This window comes from Leclercia sp. M50 (genome assembly GCF_037150775.1).
GTDB lineage: Bacteria > Pseudomonadota > Gammaproteobacteria > Enterobacterales > Enterobacteriaceae > Enterobacter.
This window is the reverse complement of the sequence record NZ_JBBCPK010000079.1, coordinates 1-21,265: the sequence shown is the minus strand read 5'-3', so window position 1 is coordinate 21,265 and position 21,265 is coordinate 1. Positions and strand designations below refer to the sequence as shown.

General features: G+C 57.2%; 19 protein-coding genes and 3 pseudogenes. 18 read left to right on the top strand and 4 right to left on the bottom strand.

Annotated features, from left to right (window positions below; genetic code table 11):
* The 3 genes from WFM46_RS17730 to lsrG all read left to right on the top strand — a co-directional run.
* Positions 1-436 (top strand): substrate-binding domain-containing protein (locus tag WFM46_RS17730; RefSeq protein WP_336998147.1); only part of this gene is annotated, 436 nt, incomplete at its 5' end.
* 11 nt (positions 437-447) lie between these two features.
* Complete coding sequence (gene lsrF, locus WFM46_RS17725) at positions 448-1,335, top strand: 3-hydroxy-5-phosphonooxypentane-2,4-dione thiolase (RefSeq protein WP_103177109.1); 888 nt, start codon at positions 448-450, stop codon at positions 1,333-1,335.
* Positions 1,332-1,625: a (4S)-4-hydroxy-5-phosphonooxypentane-2,3-dione isomerase gene (lsrG, locus tag WFM46_RS17720; protein WP_180209754.1), complete on the top strand. Its 294-nt coding sequence runs from the start codon at positions 1,332-1,334 to the stop codon at positions 1,623-1,625. Before lsrF ends, lsrG begins: the two co-directional genes overlap by 4 nt.
* A gap of 335 nt (positions 1,626-1,960) precedes the next feature.
* Here lsrG and ygjG read toward each other — a convergent pair whose 3' ends face one another.
* On the bottom strand, positions 1,961-3,340 hold the full coding sequence (gene ygjG, locus WFM46_RS17715; protein ID WP_336998146.1) for a putrescine aminotransferase: 1,380 nt from the start codon (positions 3,338-3,340) through the stop codon (positions 1,961-1,963).
* Positions 3,341-3,760: 420 nt separating this feature from the next.
* Here ygjG and WFM46_RS17710 point away from each other — a divergent pair, with 420 nt between their 5' ends.
* Together WFM46_RS17710 and WFM46_RS17705 are read left to right on the top strand one after the other, a co-directional pair.
* Entirely contained in the window at positions 3,761-5,281 is a 1,521-nt protein-coding gene (locus tag WFM46_RS17710; RefSeq protein ID WP_103177105.1) for a methyl-accepting chemotaxis protein, read from the top strand.
* Between the two features lie 338 nt (positions 5,282-5,619).
* The gene (locus WFM46_RS17705) at positions 5,620-7,170 is read left to right on the top strand and encodes a methyl-accepting chemotaxis protein (RefSeq protein WP_180209758.1); all 1,551 of its coding nucleotides are present in this window, start codon (positions 5,620-5,622) and stop codon (positions 7,168-7,170) included.
* On the opposite strand, the gene WFM46_RS17700 is transcribed toward WFM46_RS17705, so the two are convergent.
* Positions 7,167-7,712, bottom strand: a complete 546-nt coding sequence (locus WFM46_RS17700) for a PadR family transcriptional regulator (protein WP_336998145.1) — start codon at positions 7,710-7,712, stop codon at positions 7,167-7,169. The genes WFM46_RS17705 and WFM46_RS17700 overlap by 4 nt on opposite strands.
* Positions 7,713-7,948: 236 nt before the next feature.
* Between WFM46_RS17700 and WFM46_RS17695 the strand changes: the two genes are divergently transcribed.
* Entirely contained in the window at positions 7,949-8,713 is a 765-nt protein-coding gene (locus WFM46_RS17695; RefSeq protein WP_336998144.1) for a siderophore-interacting protein, read from the top strand.
* On the opposite strand, the gene WFM46_RS17690 is transcribed toward WFM46_RS17695, so the two are convergent.
* Positions 8,714-9,883, bottom strand: coding sequence for a DNA repair protein (locus WFM46_RS17690; RefSeq protein WP_336998143.1), 1,170 nt, complete (start codon positions 9,881-9,883; stop codon positions 8,714-8,716).
* A gap of 157 nt (positions 9,884-10,040) precedes the next feature.
* Between WFM46_RS17690 and WFM46_RS23870 the strand changes: the two are divergent.
* The 3 genes and pseudogenes from WFM46_RS23870 to WFM46_RS17675 form a co-directional block, all read left to right on the top strand.
* Positions 10,041-10,333: pseudogene (locus WFM46_RS23870) on the top strand (VENN motif pre-toxin domain-containing protein); the annotation flags it as partial.
* 278 nt (positions 10,334-10,611) lie between these two features.
* Positions 10,612-11,085, top strand: a complete 474-nt coding sequence (locus WFM46_RS17680) for a ribonuclease domain-containing protein (protein WP_197431825.1) — start codon at positions 10,612-10,614, stop codon at positions 11,083-11,085.
* Entirely contained in the window at positions 11,082-11,378 is a 297-nt protein-coding gene (locus tag WFM46_RS17675) for a barstar family protein (protein WP_103177098.1), read from the top strand. The genes WFM46_RS17680 and WFM46_RS17675 overlap by 4 nt, the downstream gene beginning before the upstream one ends.
* A gap of 38 nt (positions 11,379-11,416) precedes the next feature.
* Here the strand turns inward: WFM46_RS17675 and WFM46_RS17670 are convergent, their stop codons facing one another.
* A complete protein-coding gene (locus tag WFM46_RS17670) occupies positions 11,417-11,554 on the bottom strand; it encodes a SymE family type I addiction module toxin (protein WP_156655251.1) in 138 nt (45 codons plus the stop codon).
* A gap of 62 nt (positions 11,555-11,616) precedes the next feature.
* Between WFM46_RS17670 and WFM46_RS17665 the strand changes: the two are divergent.
* From WFM46_RS17665 to WFM46_RS17625, 9 genes and pseudogenes are all read left to right on the top strand, one after another.
* Positions 11,617-11,889: pseudogene (locus WFM46_RS17665) on the top strand (hemagglutinin repeat-containing protein); the annotation flags it as partial.
* Positions 11,890-12,202: 313 nt separating this feature from the next.
* On the top strand, positions 12,203-12,880 hold the full coding sequence (locus tag WFM46_RS17660; protein WP_336998140.1) for a CsgG/HfaB family protein: 678 nt from the start codon (positions 12,203-12,205) through the stop codon (positions 12,878-12,880).
* Positions 12,881-12,892: 12 nt separating this feature from the next.
* Complete coding sequence (locus WFM46_RS17655) at positions 12,893-13,237, top strand: DUF4810 domain-containing protein (RefSeq protein WP_103177094.1); 345 nt, start codon at positions 12,893-12,895, stop codon at positions 13,235-13,237.
* 11 nt (positions 13,238-13,248) lie between these two features.
* Positions 13,249-13,911, top strand: a complete 663-nt coding sequence (locus tag WFM46_RS17650; RefSeq protein ID WP_336998139.1) for a DUF799 domain-containing protein — start codon at positions 13,249-13,251, stop codon at positions 13,909-13,911.
* A 460-nt stretch (positions 13,912-14,371) separates the two neighbouring features.
* A complete protein-coding gene (bcsO, locus tag WFM46_RS17645) occupies positions 14,372-14,944 on the top strand; it encodes a cellulose biosynthesis protein BcsO (RefSeq protein WP_180210938.1) in 573 nt (190 codons plus the stop codon).
* Complete coding sequence (gene bcsQ / locus WFM46_RS17640; protein WP_103177091.1) at positions 14,935-15,741, top strand: cellulose biosynthesis protein BcsQ; 807 nt, start codon at positions 14,935-14,937, stop codon at positions 15,739-15,741. The genes bcsO and bcsQ overlap by 10 nt, the downstream gene beginning before the upstream one ends.
* Positions 15,742-15,763: 22 nt before the next feature.
* Positions 15,764-17,884: a UDP-forming cellulose synthase catalytic subunit gene (gene bcsA, locus WFM46_RS17635; RefSeq protein WP_114316629.1), complete on the top strand. Its 2,121-nt coding sequence runs from the start codon at positions 15,764-15,766 to the stop codon at positions 17,882-17,884.
* A complete protein-coding gene (gene bcsB, locus WFM46_RS17630; protein WP_180210937.1) occupies positions 17,881-20,340 on the top strand; it encodes a cellulose biosynthesis cyclic di-GMP-binding regulatory protein BcsB in 2,460 nt (819 codons plus the stop codon). Before bcsA ends, bcsB begins: the two co-directional genes overlap by 4 nt.
* A gap of 13 nt (positions 20,341-20,353) precedes the next feature.
* A pseudogene (locus WFM46_RS17625) lies at positions 20,354-21,232 on the top strand (cellulose biosynthesis protein BcsC); the annotation flags it as partial.
* Positions 21,233-21,265 lie beyond the last annotated feature (33 nt).

Below are 21,265 nucleotides of genomic sequence, written 5' to 3'. Positions count from 1 at the left end.
CGCCACCAAATCCTTGCAGACCGCCGAGGGGATCTTAAAAGCCTACCCGGATCTGGATGCGATCATCGCCCCGGATGCCAACGCCCTGCCGGCGGCAGCCCAGGCGGCGGAAAACCTGAAGCGGGAAGGGGTGGCGATAGTCGGCTTCAGCACGCCGAACGTTATGCGTCCGTATGTGGAGCGCGGCACAGTGAAAGCCTTCGGCCTGTGGGATGTGGTGCAGCAGGGCAAAATTGCGGTCAATGTCGCCGATCGTTTGTTGAAAAAAGGCGATCTTAACGTCGGCGACAGCGTGGAGATCAAAGATATCGGCGCCCTGAAGGTCGAGCCGAACAGCGTGCAGGGCTATCAGTATGAAGCGAAAGGCAACGGCATTGTGCTGCTGCCGGAGCGGGTGGTGTTTACCAAAGAGAACATCAACAACTACGACTTCTGACGGGAGAGAACATGGCTGATTTAGACGACATCAAAGAGGGCAAGAACTTTGGCATCGACCGGCCGCAGCAGAATGTGCCTTTTACCCTGAAGGGGTGTGGGGCGCTGGACTGGGGGATGCAGTCCCGCATGGCGCGCATTTTTAACCCCACCAGCAACCGCACGGTGATGCTGGCCTTCGATCATGGTTATTTCCAGGGGCCAACCACCGGGCTGGAGCGCATCGATCTCTCTATTGCGCCGCTGTTCGGCGAAACCGATGTGCTGATGTGTACCCGCGGCATTCTCAGAAGCACCGTGCCGCCCGCCACCAACAAGCCGGTGGTGCTGCGCGCCTCCGGGGGCAACTCGATGCTGGGTGAACTCTCCAATGAGTGTGTGGCGGTGGCGATGGAGGATGCGCTGCGCCTCAACGTCTGTGCGGTGGCGGCGCAGGTCTATATCGGCAGTGAGTATGAGCATCAGTCGATCAACAACATCATCAAGCTGGTGGATGCGGGCAACCGCTACGGTATGCCGACCCTGGCGGTGACCGGTGTGGGTAAGGAGATGGCCCGCGACGCGCGCTATTTCTCGCTGGCCAGCCGTATTGCCGCCGAGATGGGGGCGCAGTTCGTTAAAACCTATTTTGTGGAAGAGGGATTCGAGAAAGTGACCGCCAGTTGCCCGGTGCCGATTGTCATCGCCGGGGGTAAAAAGCTGCCGGAGCACGAGGCGCTGGAGATGTGCTTCCGCGCCATCGATCAGGGTGCGTCGGGTGTCGATATGGGACGCAATATCTTCCAGTCCAGCGCGCCGCTGGCGATGCTGAAGGCGGTGAAGAAGGTGGTGCACGAGAAGATGAGCGCCCGCGAGGCGTACCAGTTCTGGCAGGAGGAAAAACAAGGAGAAACACAATGAACGTGACCTTAGTGGAGATCAACATTAAGCCGGACAAGGTGGACGAGTTCCTGACGGTATTTCGCGCCAACCATGAAGGGGCGATCCAGGAGCCGGGCAACCTGCGGTTTGACGTTTTGCAGGATCCGCGGGTGAAAACCCGGTTCTTTATCTACGAAGCTTACAAGGATGAGGAGGCAGTGGCGGCGCATAAACAGACCCCGCACTATCTGGCGTGTGTGGAAAAGCTTGAGGATCTCATGTCGGAGCCGCGTAAAAAACGTTGTTTTGTCGGGTTGATGCCGGCGTAAAAATCGCCCGGTGGCGCGTTGCTTACCGGGCCTATGGGCTTGTGCGGTCTGTTGCCCGGTGGCGCGTTGCTTACCGGGCCTACAGGGATGGTGCGGTTTGTTGCCCGGAGGCGCGTTGCTTACCGGGCCTACGGGTTTGTGCGGTCTGTTGCCCGGTGGCGCGTTGCTTACCGGGCCTATGGGCTTGTGCGGTCTGTTGCCCGGTGGCGCGTTGCTTACCGGGCCTATGGGCTTGTGCGGTCTGTTGCCCGGTGGCGCGTTGCTTACCGGGCCTACAATGGTTCAAATGGTGCGGGTTTTGTAGGCCGGGCAAGCGTAGCGCCGCCCGGCGGTTTTTACGCTTCGGTCACACTCACCTGCATGGCCGCCAGCGCCTTGCGGGCCGCTTTCAGCACCAGCTCACACTGCTCTATGGTCAGCGTCAACGGCGGTTCAATGCGAATGGTCTTCGAGTTGTTGAGCGTGCCTGCTACCAGCACCCGCTGGCGGAACATCTCGCTGGCGAAGCTGTAGCCGGTTTCGTTATCGACAAACTCAATCGCCATCAGCATCCCTTTGCCGCGCGCCTCCTGGACCAGGTCCGGGTATTCACGCCCCAACTGACGGAAGCCATCCAGCAGCATGTCGCCTTTCTGCTCCGCCTGGGCGGGCAGGTTCTGCTCCAGCAGCACGTTGATGGTCGCCAGCGCCGCGGCACAGGCCAGCGGATTGCCGCCAAAGGTGGTGGTATGCAGGAAAGGATTGTCGAACAGCACCGAGAAGACCTCTTCGGTGGCGACGGTCGCGCCAATCGGCATCACGCCGCCGCCCAGCGCTTTCGCCAGGCACAGAATGTCCGGCTGCACGTTTTCATGCTCGCAGGCGAACATCTTGCCGGTGCGCCCCATGCCGGTCTGCACTTCATCCAGGATCAGCAGCGCGCCAAACTCATCGCAGAGCTTACGCACCGCGGGCAGGTAGCCCTGCGGAGGCAGGATCACGCCGCCTTCGCCCTGGATAGGCTCGAGGATCACCGCCGCCACCTCATCGCCGGTTTTATGGCATTCCGACAACATGGTGCGTATGGCGTTGATATCGCCGAACGGCACATGGCGGAAGCCCGGCAGCAACGGCATAAACGGCTTACGGAAGGTGGATTTCGCGGTGGCAGAGAGTGCCCCGAGCGACTTGCCGTGGAAGGCGCCGCTGGTGGCAATAAACGTGAATTTCCCGCGCGGCGACTGGTACGCTTTGGCGAGTTTGATCGCCGCTTCGACCGATTCCGTGCCGCTGTTACAGAAGAAGCTGTATTTCAGTTTCCCCGGCGTCAGTGCCGCCAGCGTTTTTGCCAGCATCGCCCGCAAGGGGTCAAGCAGTTCCTGGCTATGAAGGGGTTGTTTTGCAAGCTGATTTTGTACGGCGGAAACCACTACTGGATTACGGTGCCCCACGTTGAAAATACCAAATCCACCCAGGCAATCTATAAACTCCTGTCCCTGAGTGTCGACAAGCGTATTCAAACTTCCCGCCTGCCACTCTACGGCTCCGTAATCCCCGCCTGCCGTTACCGATTTCCTGTATTCGAGAAAACCTGGATTGACATGCTCTTTGAAGTAATCAATCACCTCGCGGTTAAGTTGTTTCATCTCCTCATGATCAAGCGTTCGCTTCTCAATGAGATTCAAGGCGTGCGCGGTACAGGCAAGGGCCGACGCGCTGGAAGGTAACCTGTTCAAAATGTGCTCCCGGGGATGGCGTATCACATGATACTGGATTAAGTATTGCAGGCTTTACGCCACATCCAGGGCCTTAACAAAAATCGGGATAAACGCCAGGTTAAAATAATGTTACACAATATTTAATCATGCAAAAGCGCAGCCTGGCCGCTGCGGCAGGGAATTTTCAGAAACAGAGACGCCCGCTAGCAGTGCATTTGCTCTGTTTTAGGGCGGTGAGAGAGCAGATACGGATCCTCCTTCAGGAGTAGTTTCGTATCGAAATCATTAGAAATCAATAGATTAAGAAAGCGTACAAAAAATGCGGTTTAGTGGCGTTTTGCGATCTCAGGCATGTTTAACAACTAAAGATATGTTCGTTACCGCCGTAAAATATTTACGCCACAAAAATAACATTCAAGTAACCTGCAAGGGATGCCTATGTCGCCTCAACCGTTTGTCACGCAGTGTGAATACCCGCTGCAAGATGACACCACCCTGATGTCCACCACCGATCTGCACAGCTACATTACGCAGGCCAACGACACGTTTGTGCAGGTAAGCGGGTATACGCTTGCCGAACTGTCAGGACAGCCGCACAACCAGGTCCGCCACCCGGATATGCCAAAAGCGGCCTTTGCCGATATGTGGTACACCCTGCAACAGGGCGAACCCTGGAGCGGAATTGTGAAAAACCGCCGCAAAAATGGCGATCACTACTGGGTGCGCGCGAATGCGGTGCCGATGGTGCGCAACGGCCAGACCACCGGGTATATGTCCATCCGCGTGAAGGCCACGCCGGAAGAGATCGCCGCTGTCGAGCCGCTCTATAAGGCGCTGAACGAAGGGCGCAGCAAAAAGCGCGTGCATAAAGGGCTGGTGGTTGCCAGAGGCTGGACCGGCAAACTCCCGTCGATGCCGCTGCGCTGGCGGGTCCGCGGCGTGATGACCGCGTTATTTGCCGTGCTGGCGGCCACCCTGTTTGCCACCGGTGCGGGATGGGCAGCGCTGGGCGCCAGCGCGCTGGTCATGCTGCTGGGTACGCTCTTGTTTGAGCAGCAGATCGTGCATCCGATCGAGAACGTGGCGCGTCAGGCGCTGAAGGTGGCGACGGGCGAGCGCAACAGCGTTGAGCATCTCAACCGCAGCGACGAGCTGGGGCTGACCCTGCGGGCGGTCGGTCAGCTCGGGCTGATGTGCCGCTGGCTGATCAATGATGTCTCCAGCCAGGTCGTCAACGTGCGTGACGGCAGCGAGCAGCTGGCGAGGGGCAACGACGACCTCAACGATCGCACCCACCAGACCGTCTCGAACGTAAAGCAGACCGTGGAGACCATGAACCAGCTGGCAATGACCGTACAGAACAACACCAGAACCGCCGTTGACGCCGATAAGCTCTCCATCGCCGCCAGCGACGCCGCCACCGAAGGCGGACACGCGATGCAAACCGTGGTCAAAACCATGGACGAGATTGCCGACAGCACCCAGCGTATCGGCTCTATCACTAAGCTGATCAATGACATTGCCTTCCAGACCAATATTCTGGCGCTGAATGCGGCGGTAGAAGCGGCCAGGGCAGGGGAGCAGGGCAAAGGCTTTGCGGTGGTAGCCGGAGAGGTGCGTCATCTTGCCAGCCGCAGCGCCACCGCCGCCAACGACATCCGCAAGCTGATCGACGCCAGCGCCAGTAAAGTGCTGTCGGGCTCGGAGCAGGTCAATGCCGCCGGGCGCACGATGGACGATATTGTTGAGAAAGTGCAGAACGTCACCCGGCTTATCGCGGAGATCAGCCACTCGACCTCCGAGCAGGCGTCCGGGCTGTCGGAGCTGACCCGCGCGGTAGCGGAACTGGATTCGATTACCCAGAAAAACGCCGCGCTGGTGGAAACCAGCGCCCAGGTGTCGGCGATGGTGAAACACCGGGCTAAACGTCTTGAGGATGCGGTTACCGTCCTTCACTGAGTCAGTAATGTTCTAAAAAAAGCCGTTTACGCTTCACAGCGTAAGCGGTTTTTTTTATGGGCGAATTGTCATTATTTTTATCATTTATTGTTACTTAAATATTAAATAATTAAAAAAATCGCCGCGGTTAATTCTCTCTGCCTGCGTCTGTTTTCCCTCTGGCGTTGTCAAAAAAACGGTTCCGGTGGTTGTATAACGATCGATGAGTTAAAATTAATAGTCTGCGCCTATCCATTGCGGTGATTATCAAATAAAAAAGCGATCAAAGTCATAAAGTTAGCGGTAGAGTTACCGATAACGCTGATCGTCTGAGAAATAATCACATCGATGGAGTAAATATGTTCTTACACGACGTTAAAATCGGCACGAAATTATTTCTGGCGTTTGGATTCTTTATTGTCCTGATGGGGATAAGTGCGAGTTTATCTCTGTTGAGCCTGAACCGGGCAAATAACGGGATGCAATCCATTATCACCAGCGATTATCCCACGACCGTAAAAGCCAACCAGTTAATCGAAAATTTTCAGGAATTTATTAGCACCCAACAGCTGATGCTGCTGGACGATCAGGGCACTTACACGGCGCAATCAGAGCAGCATCTGAAGGCGATCAGCGAGCGTATCACCCTGATCCTCGGGGAGCTGGACAAGGCCCTACAGGATAAACAATCCCAGCAGGTGCTGGCCGATATCCGCGGCGTTCGCCAGCAGTATCTTGACTCCCGCTATCGCATTTTGCAGGCGGTGCAGAACAACGATCGGGCGGGGGCGATTCAGGAGATGATGACCAACACCCTCAGCCTGCAGCAGGCTTATAAGGCGAAGGTGCAGGCGCTGATTGCGATCCAGAACACCCAGATGCAGCGCGCAGGTGAAGAGGTGGAGGGCGATTTTAAAAGCAACCGCCTGGTGCTGATCCTCATCACGCTCTTCAGCGTGGTGGTGGGCAGCCTGATGGGCTGGTTTATCGTGCGCTCCATTACCCGTCCGCTGGGCGAGGCGGTGGGCTTTGCCCAGTCCATTGCCGAGGGCGATCTCACCCGCAACATTGCCTCGCACGGGAAAGATGAAACCGGCCAGTTGCTCACGGCGCTGATGGAAATGAAAGCCCGTCTGCTGGAGATTGTGCAGCAGGTGCAGACCGGTTCGGAGAGCATCTCCAGCGCCGCGGCGCAGATTGTGGCGGGCAACCAGGATCTGGCGGCGCGTACCGAAGAGCAGGCCAGCTCCGTTGAACAAACGGCGGCGTCGATGGAGCAGATCACCGCGACGGTGAAAAATACCGCCTCGCATACCGGCGAGGCGACGAACCTCTCTGCGGACGCGGCCCGGGTGGTGAAACACAACGGCGAGATGATGCAGCAGGTCACCAGCAAAATGCGCCTGATTAACGAGACCTCCAACCGGATGTCCGACATCATCAACCTGATCGACTCCATCGCCTTCCAGACCAATATCCTGGCGCTGAACGCAGCGGTAGAAGCGGCGCGCGCGGGCGAGCATGGCCGCGGCTTTGCGGTGGTGGCCGGTGAAGTTCGCCAGCTGGCGCAGAAAAGCGCCACCTCGGCCAGCGAAATTCGTCAGCTGATTGAAAGCTCAACCAGCCAGACCCAGGACGGGATGGCGCTGGTGGAAAAAGCCAGCGGGCTGATTAATGGCATGGTGGGTAACGTGGAGGAGATGGATGTCATCCTGCGTGAGATCCGCCAGGCAAGCCATGAGCAGACGGAAGGCATCTCGCAGATCAACAGCGCCATTGGCCTGATTGACTCCACCACCCAACAGAACTCCGCCCTGGTGGAGGAGTCCGTTGCGGCGGCATCATCCCTTAACGAGCAGGCGATGAACCTGAAAGCGCTGGTGAAAGTGTTCCGCGTCGCTGCCGCTTAATCGAGCTGGGAGATCTCCAGCGCCGCGCGGTCGATCACGCCGATAATCTGTTTGATCTGCGCGTCGCTGGTCTCTCCCTGATTCACCTTCAGATCCAGCACCGCTTTAAAGTTATCCAGCGCCCGCTTCATCTGCGGGTTTTTGCGCAGCTCAAAGCCCACGCAACGCGCTTTGACGCGCGCCAGAATGTGCTCCAGATGGTCTATGTTTTCCTCCAGCCACTGCTGTCCGGCAACGGTGATCTCAATCTTTTTACGCCCGTTCTCCTCCTCTTTAAGCGTAATAAACTGCTGATCCTCCAGAAAATCGAGCGTCGGGTAGATGACGCCCGGGCTGGGGGTGTAGTTGCCCTGGGTCAGGGTCTCGATCGCCTTAATCAGCTCGTAACCGTGGCTGGCGTTGCGGGTCAGGATATCGAGGATCACCAGCCGTAATTCGCCGTGTCCAAAGAAGCGCTGGCGGCGGCCGCCGCCGTGATGGTGTTCGCCGCCGCGTCCGCGGTGAGGGTGATCGCGGTGGTCATGGTCGTGAGAGTGTCGCATCGTCTTTCTCCGTATTTTTGATATATCTAATTTATATCTAAATCTTAAAAACAAGCAACGTCGTCGCACGTAATTTATTTAAGTTACTAATATTTAAGGTTTTTAATGTGTGTGGTTGGCTTTGGGATTGCGAAATCTTTCTATATCAAAAAAATCTTGCAATTCTGCTTATTAGCAATCATTATCATTTAACTTTCATTTCCGATATATCGATTTCAATTTCACGAAGGCATATTATGACCACTACCCGCTACCCTCAACGTGTCCGCAACGACCTGCGCTTTCGCGAGCTGACTGTGCTCCGCGTGAAGCGCGTCAGTACCGGTTTTCAGCGCATCGTACTGGGCGGCGAAGCGCTGGAGGGCTTCAGCTCCCGCGGCTTCGACGACCACTGCAAACTCTTTTTCCCGGAACAGGGCACGACCTTTGTTCCTCCGGTCGTGACGGACGAGGGCGTGGAGTGGGGTGAGGGCGTCCGTCCGCAGGCGCGGGATTACACCCCGCTGTATGATGCGGCCCGTCACGAGCTGGTGCTCGATTTCTTTATCCACGACGGCGGCGTGGCAAGCCAGTGGGCGGTAGAGGCAACGCCGGGAGATACCCTCTCTATCGGCGGCCCGCGCGGTTCGCTGGTGGTGCCGGAAGATTACGCCTGGCAGCTGTACGTCTGCGATGAGTCGGGCATGCCCGCCCTGCGCCGTCGTCTGGAGACCCTGCGCGCGCTGCCGGTGCGCCCGGAAGTGCACGCCGTGGTGACCGTGAGCGATGCCGCCTGTCAGGACTATCTGGCGCACTTAAGCGAGTTCAACATCACCTGGGTGGTGGGGCATAACGAGCAGGCGGTGGCGGATCGTCTGGCGGCGCTCAGCGTGCCGGCAGACGATTACTTCATCTGGCTGACGGGGGAAGGGAAGGTGGTGAAAAACCTGAGCCGCCTGTTTGAAACCGACGCCATCGATCAGAAGCTGGTGCGTGCCAGCGCGTACTGGCACGCCAAATAGTCAGGCCACGTCGTCGAGCTGCGCTTCGCTGACCTGATGTTCCAGCGAGGCGCGTACCTCGTGCAGGGCTTTCTCCTGCTGGGCGAAGTAGGCTTCCATATTGCTCAGCGAGGAGACCAGCAGCCAGGACTCCTCTTTTTCCAGCTCCGCCAGCTCGCTCACCAGGGTGTCGATCTGTTCGCGAACCTGGGCCATTTTTTTGCGGATACGCGTCAGATCGTTCAGCCGGTCGCTGGCCATCAGCGGCTCCAGCCCCTGATGCAGGCGGGCCACCAGGGAGCGGATCGCCTTCACGTCGCCGCGCTGCTTCGCCTGGTTCAGCTGCACCATCATGGCGTTCGCCTCTTCTTTCAGCTCGTCCGCCACCAGATCCGGGTGACAGAGCTTGCTCGCCTGGCGCCAGAGCCGTTTTAACTCGTTCTGATCCTCTTCGGAGAGGTCTTTGCCTTTGCGCAGACGGATCTCCGCCTCATGCTGCTGCTCGCGGTATTTTTCGTACTCATCGTTGGCCTCGTCCCGCGCCTGGCGAGCGGGCTCCTCTTCCCGGGTCAACCCCGTTTCCAGCTCCTGGGCTTCGGCCAGCAGGTTGGCGATCAGGTTGCTTTGCTGCTGTAGTTGCTTGCGCGCCGTGGCGGCCTGCACCGAGTCGGCGGGCTGATCCCGCCAGTGCCGGGTCAGGGTCGTCAGCACCTCCACCGCCTGGGCGACATACTGCTGGCAGCGGCGGTAATCCGCTTCGCGACGGCGCGCCTCTGCCTGCTGGCGACGCAGATTCAGCTCCGCCAGGGTTTTGCGCAGGGCGAGGATCTGGCTCATCAGTGGGCCGAGGCGGGTGAGGTAGAGGTCGTTAAATTCATCCAGCTGCTGGACGCGGGCGTTACGGCGATCGATAAGATCGCGCAGGCGCTCTTCCAGCGCTTTCAGCTCCAGCTTGCTGGCGGCCAACTGCGGATCCCGCCATGGGGTAACGGCACGCTGGCTCTGTAGCCATTCGGTAATGGCCGCCATCGCCCCGGTGTAGTTTTTCTGCTCAAGCGCCACGACGATCGCCCGCAGCTCCTCGTCAAAGGCTTCGCTTTTTAACCGTGCCAGCTGACTCTCGATGATGTCGTCATCTTCCAGTTCGATAGCATTTTTAATGATTTCCAGCCGTTTGATCGGTGTGCTCATGATGCTTTTCGCTTTTGCGCTTAAGTATTTGAGTTAAGGATAGTTGTCAGGAAAACAACAGGGAATAATACACATGTCTGATGAATGGCGCGACGGGGGAATGCGTTAATCTTACCGTATCGGTCACGGTTCCGACCTGAGCGATGAAGCGAAGGTGGTGGCCCACGCCATTCTGGGCGGTGCCGTGGCGGCCATCCAGGGTAACAGTGCCGCGGCAGGTGCTGCGGGCGCGGTCACGGGCGAGCTTGCGGCGAAAGCGGTAGCGGGGTGGAGGGTTTTATCCTGACGTGACCGACCTGTCGAAGCTGAGCGAGGAGCAGAAGCAGACGGTCAGCGCCCTGGCGACGATTTCAGCGGGAATGGCCGGAGGGCTTGACGGGGACAGCACGGCGTCTGCGGCAGCGGGGGCGGGAGCAGGGAAGAATGCTGCTGAGAATAACCTGCTGAGCGGAACGGAAGACGGTCATACTGTATTCGTGCAGGAACGCGCTAAAAATGTCATGTCCTGCACAACGGATCCAGGTTCCGAAAGTTGCAAAAAGGGCTTGGCGATGCAGAATGCGCTGATGGTGGCGTTGCCAGCCGGTCTGGGTGGTGGAGTACTGGCGGCTGCGACACCTGAGATAGTCGCGGCAGCACAGGCCGCTATCCAGGCCTGTACCGGAAATGTGGTGCTGTGTCTGAATAATGCCGGTATCTAATTATCGGAAGCTATTGTACCGGGTGGCGTGGGTGCTGCCGGTGCGATAGGGATAGGGAAAACGACTGCAGAAGCCATTGCGGCGAAAGCTGAATCTGTGGCGGCTAATGCAGCCCACAACGCGGCAAACTATGCTGGGTTGAAGATGGATCTGAAAACAACTGAAGCAGCAAACGAACTTGTGGATAGTTTACGTAACACAGGGCAGTTGCCTCAGAACTATGTAAATAAAGCAGAGGCCATGGCTAATGGGTGGAAACCAGGGAAAGCATTAAATAATACAACTCCAAATGGACAGATAGGAGGGGATGTATTTGAGAACTCGACCAATTTACTTCCTTCTGCACCAGGACGTGTATGGCACGAAGCCGATGTCGGCTTGAGCAACACAATGTCACGCAGCAACCAAGCAGGTACAAGGCTTTTATATTCCGATGATGGTCTTCTCTACATCACCACAGATCATTATAGAACGGCGACTTCAATAGGTACGTGGAAATGACTGACAACGAAATTATATTGGATGGACAAAATATACATACGGAATCTGACTTTCACAGTCTTCTCGCTCAACTATTAGATTTTGGCCCATACTACGGGAAAAATCTGGATGCGTTATGGGATAGGTTAAGTACGGATGTGGAAAGACCTGTCAAAATAATATGGCTACATTCGGAATTATCGAGTCAACGTCTTGGTGTATGTTTTGACAAAATCATTCAAATCTTTGAGCGAACTAAGCAGCAGGATATTAAATTTTCTTGGGATGATAAATTTGATTATGTTCTGAAATAACGAAATTTCCGGCCTCAGCGCCGGGATCTTTTTACCTGTCAGCCCTTAACCGGTTCGATCACCAGTCTTCCCTGCTCAACGCTGATTATGACCGGCGTGTCGGTGCTGAATCCCGCTTCTGCCAGCCAGTTACCGTTCAGTCGCAGGCAGGGGCTGAATGAATACCAGATGGACATGCAGATACAGGCTTTTTAACAGCTTTGGTAAAAATGGAACGCGGGCATAAAACCGCGTATCGGGCGTGGGGGTCAGCATCGGCGGCGGCACCAGCGGCTACGGTATCGGCGTCTTTGCCAATGTGAATGCGGCGAAGGGCCATGAGAAGGGTAACGGTACTGCCTGGACGGAAACTACCCTCGACAGCGGCGGCACGGTCTCGATGACCAGCGGGCGCGATGCCATCCTCGACGGCGTGCAGGTGAGCGGGAACGCCATCGTGGCCGATATCGGACGCGACCTCCTGATGCGCAGCCAGCAGGACAGCAACGAGTATAAATCCAGGCAGAACAGCGCGACGCGGACAGCACAACCTGATGATAGTCAGCACCTATAAAAAAAACGGCACAGCATCTTTATTGTTAAATGAAAAAAAGCAAACCCCAAAATAATCTGAAAATGTTACCAACATAAGGTAATTAAATTGCCACCTGTCATAATAGATGCCCCAATAAAAAGATGCGTCAGGAGAATAACAGGAAGTAATCAATTTGGTATTCATGAAAAAACCAGTGACTCATTGTTTGATTTATAGAAAATGATTGTCAGTGAGAGGCGCTAATAATTTTTTTAATTAGCCTGTTTTATTATAAGGAAATTTGAATAGCATGATAACAAAAGGACTAATCAGTTCGCTCTGCCTGAGCGCGTTATTACTTTCAGGATGTGCAACGGAATCCTCCCGTTCCGTCGAAGTCGCGAAAGTCGCCACCTATAACACCGCCTGGCAGGGCCAGCGCAGCCTGATATCGGTCGGCAAGTTTGATAACCGCTCCAGCTATATGAATGGAATATTCTCCGACGGCGTCGACCATCTGGGGAACCAGTCCAGGACCATTTTGATCACCCACCTGCAGCAAACAGGCCGTTTCAACGTGCTGGATCGCGCGAACATGGAAGAGATTAAAACCGAGTCCGGCATCAGTGGTCAGCGCCAGCAGTTGAAAGGGGCAACTTATGTCATTACTGGTGACGTGACGGAGTTTGGCCGTAAGGAGACCGGCGACAGGGCGCTGTTTGGCATTCTGGGGCGTGGGAAATCGCAGGTGGCTTATGCAAAAGTGGCCCTGAATGTGATCAATGTCCGCACCTCTGAAGTGGTCTACTCCTCGCAGGGAGCAGGTGAATACGCGCTCTCTAATCGTGAAGTGCTCGGCTTTGGCGGCACCGCCAGTTACGACGCTACGCTCAACGGCAAAGTGCTGGATCTCGCCATTCGCGAAGCGGTTAATAATCTGGTTGCCGGGACGGAGAACGGTGGCTGGAACCCGTCAAATACACATTAAAAGGAATTGATGATGGCAACTATAAATAAGCTCGTTACTGGCGCAGCACTATTGCTCCTGGCAGGTTGTGCAACCAACACGCCGCAAAAGATCTATGCGTGGGGGGATTATCAGACATCGGTCTATGACTACTTCACCGGTAAAACCAGCCCGCAGGAACAAATCGCTTCCCTGCAGAAGCTGATCGACGCGTCACGGGCAAGCAGCAAGCCTGTTCCACCCGGCGTGCATGCCCAACTGGGAATGCTCTACAGCAATACGGGTAACAGAGAGCTGGCGATGGCCGAATTTAATGCCGAAAAAACGCAGTATCCGGAATCGGCTTCGTATATTCATTTCCTGACCACGAAAAAATAAAGGGACGTAACATGAAAGGAATCTCAGCCCTCCTTACCCTGGCACTGACGCTGATCGTTACGGGTTGCTCCACCAACAAGACGCCGCCCGCTGATTATTCTGCCTTTCGGGAAAGCAAACCACGCAGCATCCTGGTGTTGCCGCCAAAAAATACCTCTCCGGACGTGAACGCCAGTCACGGCTTTCTGAGCAGCGTCACTCTGCCGCTTGCCGAGTCCGGTTACTACGTGTTCCCGGTTGCGGTGGTGGAAGAGACGTTTAAACAAAACGGCGTAACCAATCCGGACGATATCAGCGCGATCCCGCTGAAAAAACTGCACGAGATCTTTGGTGCTGATGCGGTGATGTACATCACCCTCACCGATTACGGCACCTCATACCAGGTGATTAGCAGCGAGACGCGCGTGAGCGCAGCGGCGCGGTTAGTGGATTTACGCACCGGGAAAGAGCTGTGGAAAGGCATTGCCACGGCTTCAAGCAATGAGGGTCAGAGTAATTCTGGCGGTGGCTTGTTGGGTATGTTGATCAGCGCGGCGGTGACCCAGATTGCGCATTCGGCAACCGATAAAACGTACGATGTCGCTCAGGTGACCAGCGCCCGTCTGTTCAGCGCAGGGCCTGGCGGCTTGTTGTACGGGCCTCGCTCGCCGAAATACGGACAAACAGCCCTGTAATCTCCTTCAGTCCCGGCCCCTGCGCCGGGATTATTTATCTGCAACTTTCCCATTACCTGCCAGGCTGCCGTGCACCCGCCATACTCACCCCTGTATCCTGCTTTTCATAAACACCACTTATAGTTTCCTGTCGATATTAAGCTTTGCGTGCTATGTTTTTGCTGGATTAATCTTTCGCCTGGGTGATATAGAGCGATATTTTATCTGTATGTTGGGGGTTGCTGCTGGCAGAAAGTGGAGAAATTACGCGATCTGTCGATAAGCTTGTACATAGTATTAGCTCTACGTAATATGCATTAGAATATTTACTAAGCAAATATGACTACCCGTAAAGGGAATGCTTTATGGCGGTTGTTAATCACTGATCCCCTTTACACGTTCGTATTCCCACAAAAAGGTTGTCCCTGGCAAAGTCATGCAGGAAACAAATAATACTGACTTGTAAATCACGAGTAATGCCATGAAAAATTATGATGATTTGCAGCGTTTCAAGGATAAAACGCGCACCGGTGACATCAACTTCAAGGACTTGTCTGCGCAAAACAAGCAGGCTTCCAGTAGCGGCTGGGCGATCATCAACCAGCTGGCAGGTGTGAATAATGACGCGGCGCTGGCGAAAGCGGGCAGCGTCGCCGTACCGGTTCCCCAGGCAGTGCAACCCGGTGAGCTGGATGCTGCCTTTGCCAGTCTGACGAAGGCGCCTGCCGTTTCCTCGCCTTCGATCATGCAAAGCATGAATGTTGACCGCACCGAAAAAGAGGCGCCGATGCAGCCTGCGCCCTCGCTGTTCGAACAGCTTAAACCTGAGGTGGCAAGCCAGCCGCCGGTGAAAGAGGCCCCTGCGCCGCAACCTGAGTTCCGTGCTACGCCTGCGCCGGTAGTGCCCATTGCGCACGCTACCCCTGCGCCTAAACCTGCAGAGCCGGTGCGCTTTGAGCAGCTGTTCGCCACCAAAGCGTCTGAACGTGCCAGCCATTCGGTGAAAGATCTTCCGTTACAACCGCTCCTGGAGAGAATCGCTTCATGCCGTTAGTGTGTATTTGCTCGCCAAAAGGCGGAGTCGGGAAAACTACGGTCACGGCCAACCTCGCTTATGCTCTGGCACGTTCCGGCAGTAAAGTTCTGGCCATTGACTTCGACGTACAGAACGCGCTGCGTCTGCATTTTGGCGTGCCGTTGTCTGACGGACGCGGCTACGTTGCCCGCGCCAATGAATCCGCCGACTGGAGCCAGTCGGTACTGACGGCGGGCAACAATATGTTTGTCCTGCCCTACGGTGAAGTGACGGAAGAGCAGCGCCTGATCTTTGAACATAACCTCACCAGCGACAGCAATTTCCTGGCGCGTGGGTTAAGTTCTCTGCTGAACTATCCGGGGCTGGTTATTCTGGCCGACTTCCCGCCAGGGCCGAACCCGGCGCTGAAGGCGATCTCCCCGCTGGCCGATCTGCACCTGGTGACCCTGCTTGCCGACACCGCATCGCTGTCACTGCTGCCACACATTGAAAACCACCGGCTGACCGGCGGTGAACCGCCCAATAACAAGGCCGGATACTATTTCCTGGTGAACCAGAGTGACAACCGGCGCCATATCAGCCGTGACGTCACCGCCTTCTTACAGCAACGCCTCGGCGATCGCCTGCTTGGTGTGATCAACCGGGATGAAAGCGTGCCTGAGGCCAATGCCTCACAGCAATCGATACTGGATTTCAGCGCCACCTCGGCGGCGGCGTTCGATATCGAGCTGGTGAGTAAGCGTATCGCGGGCATTTTGGGTATCCAGGTGGGGGACGGCGCCGTACACGCCAACCTGAGAACCTCCAGTTTCTGACGACAATTTCCAGGGACGTCCTATGAAAAAGGCGCTGTTTTATCTACTGCTATTGGTCTTAGCACCTATCGCCGTGCTCATTATTATCACCCCAATGGATAGCCAGAAGCAGTATATCTTCGGCTTAATCAGCATTGGGGCGCTGCTGCTGCTCGGCTTTAGCAAACATCACCGCGTATCGGTAATCATGATGATCGTGGCGGTGTTAATGTCCACACGATATATCTGGTTCCGGGCCACGCAGACGCTGCACTTTAATTCCGAAATTGAGGCCATACTGGGGATCGGGTTATTTCTCGCCGAACTCTATATCTGGATAACCATTATTTTGAGTTATCTGCAAAACCTCTTTCCGTTACAGCGCAAGATTGTGCCGCTGCCGGATGATATGTCGCAGTGGCCAACGGTGGATATCTATATCCCGTCCTATAACGAAAGCCTGGACGTGGTGCGCGATACCGTGCTGGCGGCGCAGTGCCTGGATTATCCGGCGGATAAGCTGAAGATCTATCTGCTGGATGACGGCAAGCGCAGCGAGTTCGCGGTGTTTGCCGCCAACGTCGGGGTAGGGTACATCACGCGTAACGACAACTCCCACGCCAAAGCGGGCAACCTCAACCACGCGATGAAGCTCACCAAAGGCGAGTTGATCTGCGTCTTTGACTGTGACCACGTGGCGACGCGTATCTTCCTGCAGGCGACGGTTGGGGCCTTCCTGCAGGATCCGAAGCTGGCGCTGATGCAGACGCCGCACTACTTCTACTCGCCGGATCCGTTCGAGCGTAACCTCTCCGCAGGCCGCGATATTCCTAACGAGGGTCAGCTCTTCTATGGGCAGATCCAGCGCGGTAACGATAACTGGAACGCCACCTTCTTCTGCGGCTCCTGTGCGGTGATCCGTCGCAGCGCGCTGGAAGAGATTGGCGGCTTTGCGGTGGAAACCGTTACCGAAGACGCCCACACCGCGCTGAAGATGCAGCGCCTGGGCTGGAAATCGGCCTATCTGAATATTCCGCTGGCCGCAGGGCTGGCGACGGAGCGCCTGGTGGTGCACGTGATCCAGCGTACCCGCTGGGCGCGCGGCATGACGCAGATTTTGCGGGTCGATAACCCCCTGCTGGGCCGCGGCCTGAAGTGGCAGCAGCGTCTGTGCTATCTCAACGCCATGCTCTCGTTCCAGTTTGCGTTGCCGCGCGTGGCGTTCCTCACCGCGCCGCTGGCCTACCTGCTGTTTAACCTGAACATTATCCACTCCTCGGCGAGCCTGATTTTCGCCTATATGCTGCCGCACCTGTTCCTCTGCATCTATGTGAACTCGCGGGTCAACGGGCGTTTCCGCTACAGCTTCTGGGGGGAGATCTATGATCTGGTGCTGGCCTTCCATCTGGTGCTGCCGACGGTGATTACCCTGATCTTCCCGAAACGCGGGAAGTTCAACGTAACCGATAAAGGCGCGCTGCTGGACGTGGGCTATTTCGACTTCAGCATTGTCCGCCCACACCTGATTATTGCGGTGCTGCTGGCGGCAGGCGTTGTCGCCGGGATCACGCGCGCCGTCGCGCATGACTATTTCAACGTCGATCCGATGGTTATCGCCCTGAACGTCGGCTGGGGTATCTACAGCCTGATCTTCCTGCTGGCGGCCATTGCCGTGGCGCGGGAAACCCGCCAGACGCGTAAGACGATCCGTATCGATGCCAACGTGCCGGTGGTGATCCACTACGCCAGCGGCATCTCCTCGCGCAGCCATACTCTGGATCTCTCCATGGGCGGCTGCCGTATTGCGGTGGTGGACGACCGTCACCTGACCGATGAGATCGAAGAGATTGAGCTACAGCTGCAATCCGGGGCGATCAGTATTCCGGTGAGCGTCATTGCCCACGATGAGCAGTATATACGCCTGATGTTTGCCGAGATCCCGCTGGAGCGCCGCCGCGAGCTGGTGCGCGTGGTGCTGGCCCGCGCCGATGCGTGGATCAACCCGCCTAAGCCGCAGGACAATCCGTTCCGCTCGTTGTTTATCATTATTCGCAGCGTATTTGATCTGTTCTGGCTGACCTGGAAAGACCGTCGTAATAAGCGTCGTCAACGCCATGAGGATGCAGGGCGCAGGAATAACGCCACCGAGGATACCGCTGTATGAAAGGGATGACCCGCAAAGCGCTGCAGATGTTGTTTGTATTTGGCGTCCTGGCGCAGCCGGTGACGGCGGAAGAGCCGACCACCGTGGAATCGCTGCTGCCGGTGGATTTCCCGCCCGCGACGGACACAGCGCAGTCCACTGAGGATGCGGCGCCGGCTTCCCTGCCTGCACCCGATACGCTGCCCGCTTTCCAGACCCCGCCGGCGGCAGAGGCGGCTGCGGAACCGGCTGCCAGCCCGGCACCGGATGCCATGCCGGTGACGCCCGACGCCGTTCCTGCTTCTCCGGTGCCGATGGGGATCACCCCTGGCACCAGCAGCAGTATCACCGTTGCCCAGATGGGGCAGCCCAATGGCGTGGTGTTAAGCGGTGGGCAGCTACAGGGGGGAATCGATTTCACCCTCTCGGCGGACCAGGTGATCACCAATGCCCAGCTGGAGCTGAACCTGAAGGTCTCTCCGGCGATGGCGGCCCGTAATACCACCCTGCAGCTGATGCTCAACGGCCAGCCGCTGGGGACGGTGCCGTTGGGCTCTGCCGACAGTAACGTGTCGAGCTATCAGCTGGAGATCCCGGCGGCGATGGTGGTGTCACGCAACAACATCAGCTTCAAAATCAACGACGGCGACGCCCTGCTGTGCCAGCGGGATCTGTCGGACAATTATCAGGTCACCATCATGCCGAACACGCGTCTCGACCTGGAGGCGCAGCAGCTGAACATTGGCGCGGATCTGAGCCATTTCCCGCGTCCGTTCCTTGATGAGATGCAGATGACGCCGACCACGCTGACCTTCGCCTTCCCGGCCAAAACCCTGCCGGAGCAGGTGGGCGCGGCGGCGCTGATCGCCTCGTGGCTGGGGATCGAAGCGGACTACCGCGGTATTTCGTTTGACGCCCTGCATGACCAGCTGCCGGAGAAAAACGGCATCCTGTTCGGCAAACCGGGCGAGTCGATTGGCGGCCTGACGCTGCCTGCCTCTAACGGGGCGATGCTCCAGGTGGTGGATAACCCGGCCAACCCGATCTACAAACTGCTGCTGGTGGTGGGCAATAACGAGCAGCAGTTGAAAAGCGCCGCATGGCGTCTGACCCGCGGAGAGTTCAGCGGCCAGACCACCAGCCTGCCGGTGGAGGCCCAGAACATCCCGGTCAGCAAACCTTATGACGCCCCGCGCTGGATCGCCACCGACCGCCCGGTGCTGCTGAGCGAGCTGATGCGTAAAGATCAGAGCCTGACGGTGACCGGCATCTGGCACGAGCCGCTGACCCTTGGGTTCCGCGCCGCACCGGATCTCTTCATGTGGGATGGCGACACCATTCCGCTGAAAATAGCCTATCGCTTCCCGTCCGAAAGCTGGATCGACGAACAGCGTTCGTACCTGTCGATGACCTTTAACGGCACCTTCCTGCGTAACCTGCCGGTAAACAAACAGGGCCTGCTGGAAGGGCTGTGGCACAAGCTCGGCGGCGATGCGCGCCAGGAGAACTTTGTCATGCCGCTGGAGCCGTATCTGATTTACGGCGACAACCAGCTGCAGCTCTATTTCAACATCCAGACCAAAGAGACCGCGCCGTGCAGCGTGCTGCTCAATAACAACATCAAGAGCCGTATCGACGAAGACTCCAGCATCGATCTGAGCAATTCGCGCCACTTCGCGCTGCTGCCAAATCTCTCTTACTTCGTCGGCGCATCGTTCCCGTTTACCCGTCTGGCGGACTTCTCGCAGACGGTATTACTCCTGCCGGAAAACCCGAGCGAAAGCGAGATTGGCACGCTGCTGGATCTCGCCGCCCGCTCCGGTAACGCCACCGGGACCGCGCTGAACAACAACCGCGTGATGTTCGGTCTGCCCTCTGGCGGGGCGAACCTGCTGCGCCTGAGCAACAGCGATGTGCTGGCGGTCTCCACGCTGGACCAAACCGCCTTCAACCGCGCGCTGCTGGCCCAGTCGCCGTTTATCAGCAACGAACACACCTTTGGGGTGCGCGAGCCGAAGATGCTGGAAAAAGCGCAGCGCTTGCTGGAGGGCGACTGGAACGCGTCGGGCGTCGATGCCGACCGCTACTTCTCGTCGAACGAATCCTGGCGCGGCTTTGTCAGCTTCCGCTCCCAGTGGAACCCGGAACGTCTGGTGGTGATGGCGATTGGCAGCAATGACCAACAGCTTTCGCGTCTGCATAACGACCTGAACTCGGCCCGCATCAACGCCGGGATCCGCGGCGATACGGCGATCATCACCGATGAAAACGGCGTGCGCAGCTTCCGCGTCGGCCCGCAGTTCCCGAGCGGCCAGATGCCCTGGTACATGATGGTGGTGTGGTATGCCACGCAGCACTCCGCCATGCTGGCAATTTTTGGCCTGCTGTTCGCGACGATTATTGGCCTGAGCCTCTACTCGTTACTGAAAAAACGCGCGCATAAACGACTTAACCCACAGGATTCAGATCGTGAGTAAGGGTGGTAACACTATGGAAAATAAAAACAAAACCGCCAGACATCTGCCTGTGCTTTGCCTGTTCAGCGGGCTGGCGCTCGGGGGCCTTCAGGGCGCCCAGGCGGCGGATGCCGCGCAGTCGGCCAATAACCCGGCGCTGAAAGCGCTCTTCGACCAGGCGAACTACTGGCACGAAAAGTCTCACGATAACCTGGCGATGGAATCGCTGAAAAAAGTGCTGATGGTGGACCCCAACAACACCCAGGCGCTCTACCTGATGGCGCTGTGGTCACAGCAGGCTGGGGACATGAAAGGGGCCGCGCAGTGGCGTGAGCGCTTAACGGCGGTCTCGCCGCAGGATGCAAATCTGCAGGCGCTGGATAACGCCAAACAGATGCAGCAGGTGCCGCGCGGGCAGCTGGAGCTGGCCCGCCAGCAGGCGCGCAGCGGCAATATTCCCGCCGCGCTTAGCACCTGGCAGAGCCTGTTTACCGGCAACCAGCCGCCGCCGAGCCTGGCCCCGGAATACTATCTGACCATGGCGGGGGACAAATCCCTCTATCCGCAGGCGGTAAGCGAGCTGCGTCAGCTGCGCGTGCAGTACCCGCAGGATAACAACGTCAAAATTGCGCTGGGCAAAGTACTCACCTATCAGGAGAGCACCCGCCGCGAGGGGATGGATATTCTCCAGGATCTGGCCAGCGGCAGTCAGGACGCGGATAAATCCCTGCGTCAGGCTCTGCTCTGGCTGGGGCCGCAGGCGGGTGACGAAGCCTATTACCAGACCTACCTCCAGCGCCATCCCACCGATACCGCGGTGCAGGACTACTTCCGTAAAAGCATCGGCGGGGCGGCAAAAGGCGAAAGGCATGTGGCGCTGAACAACGGCAATACCCATACCCCCCCCAGCCAGGTTTAGCAGGGGCTGGAGAACAACCCCGGAGAA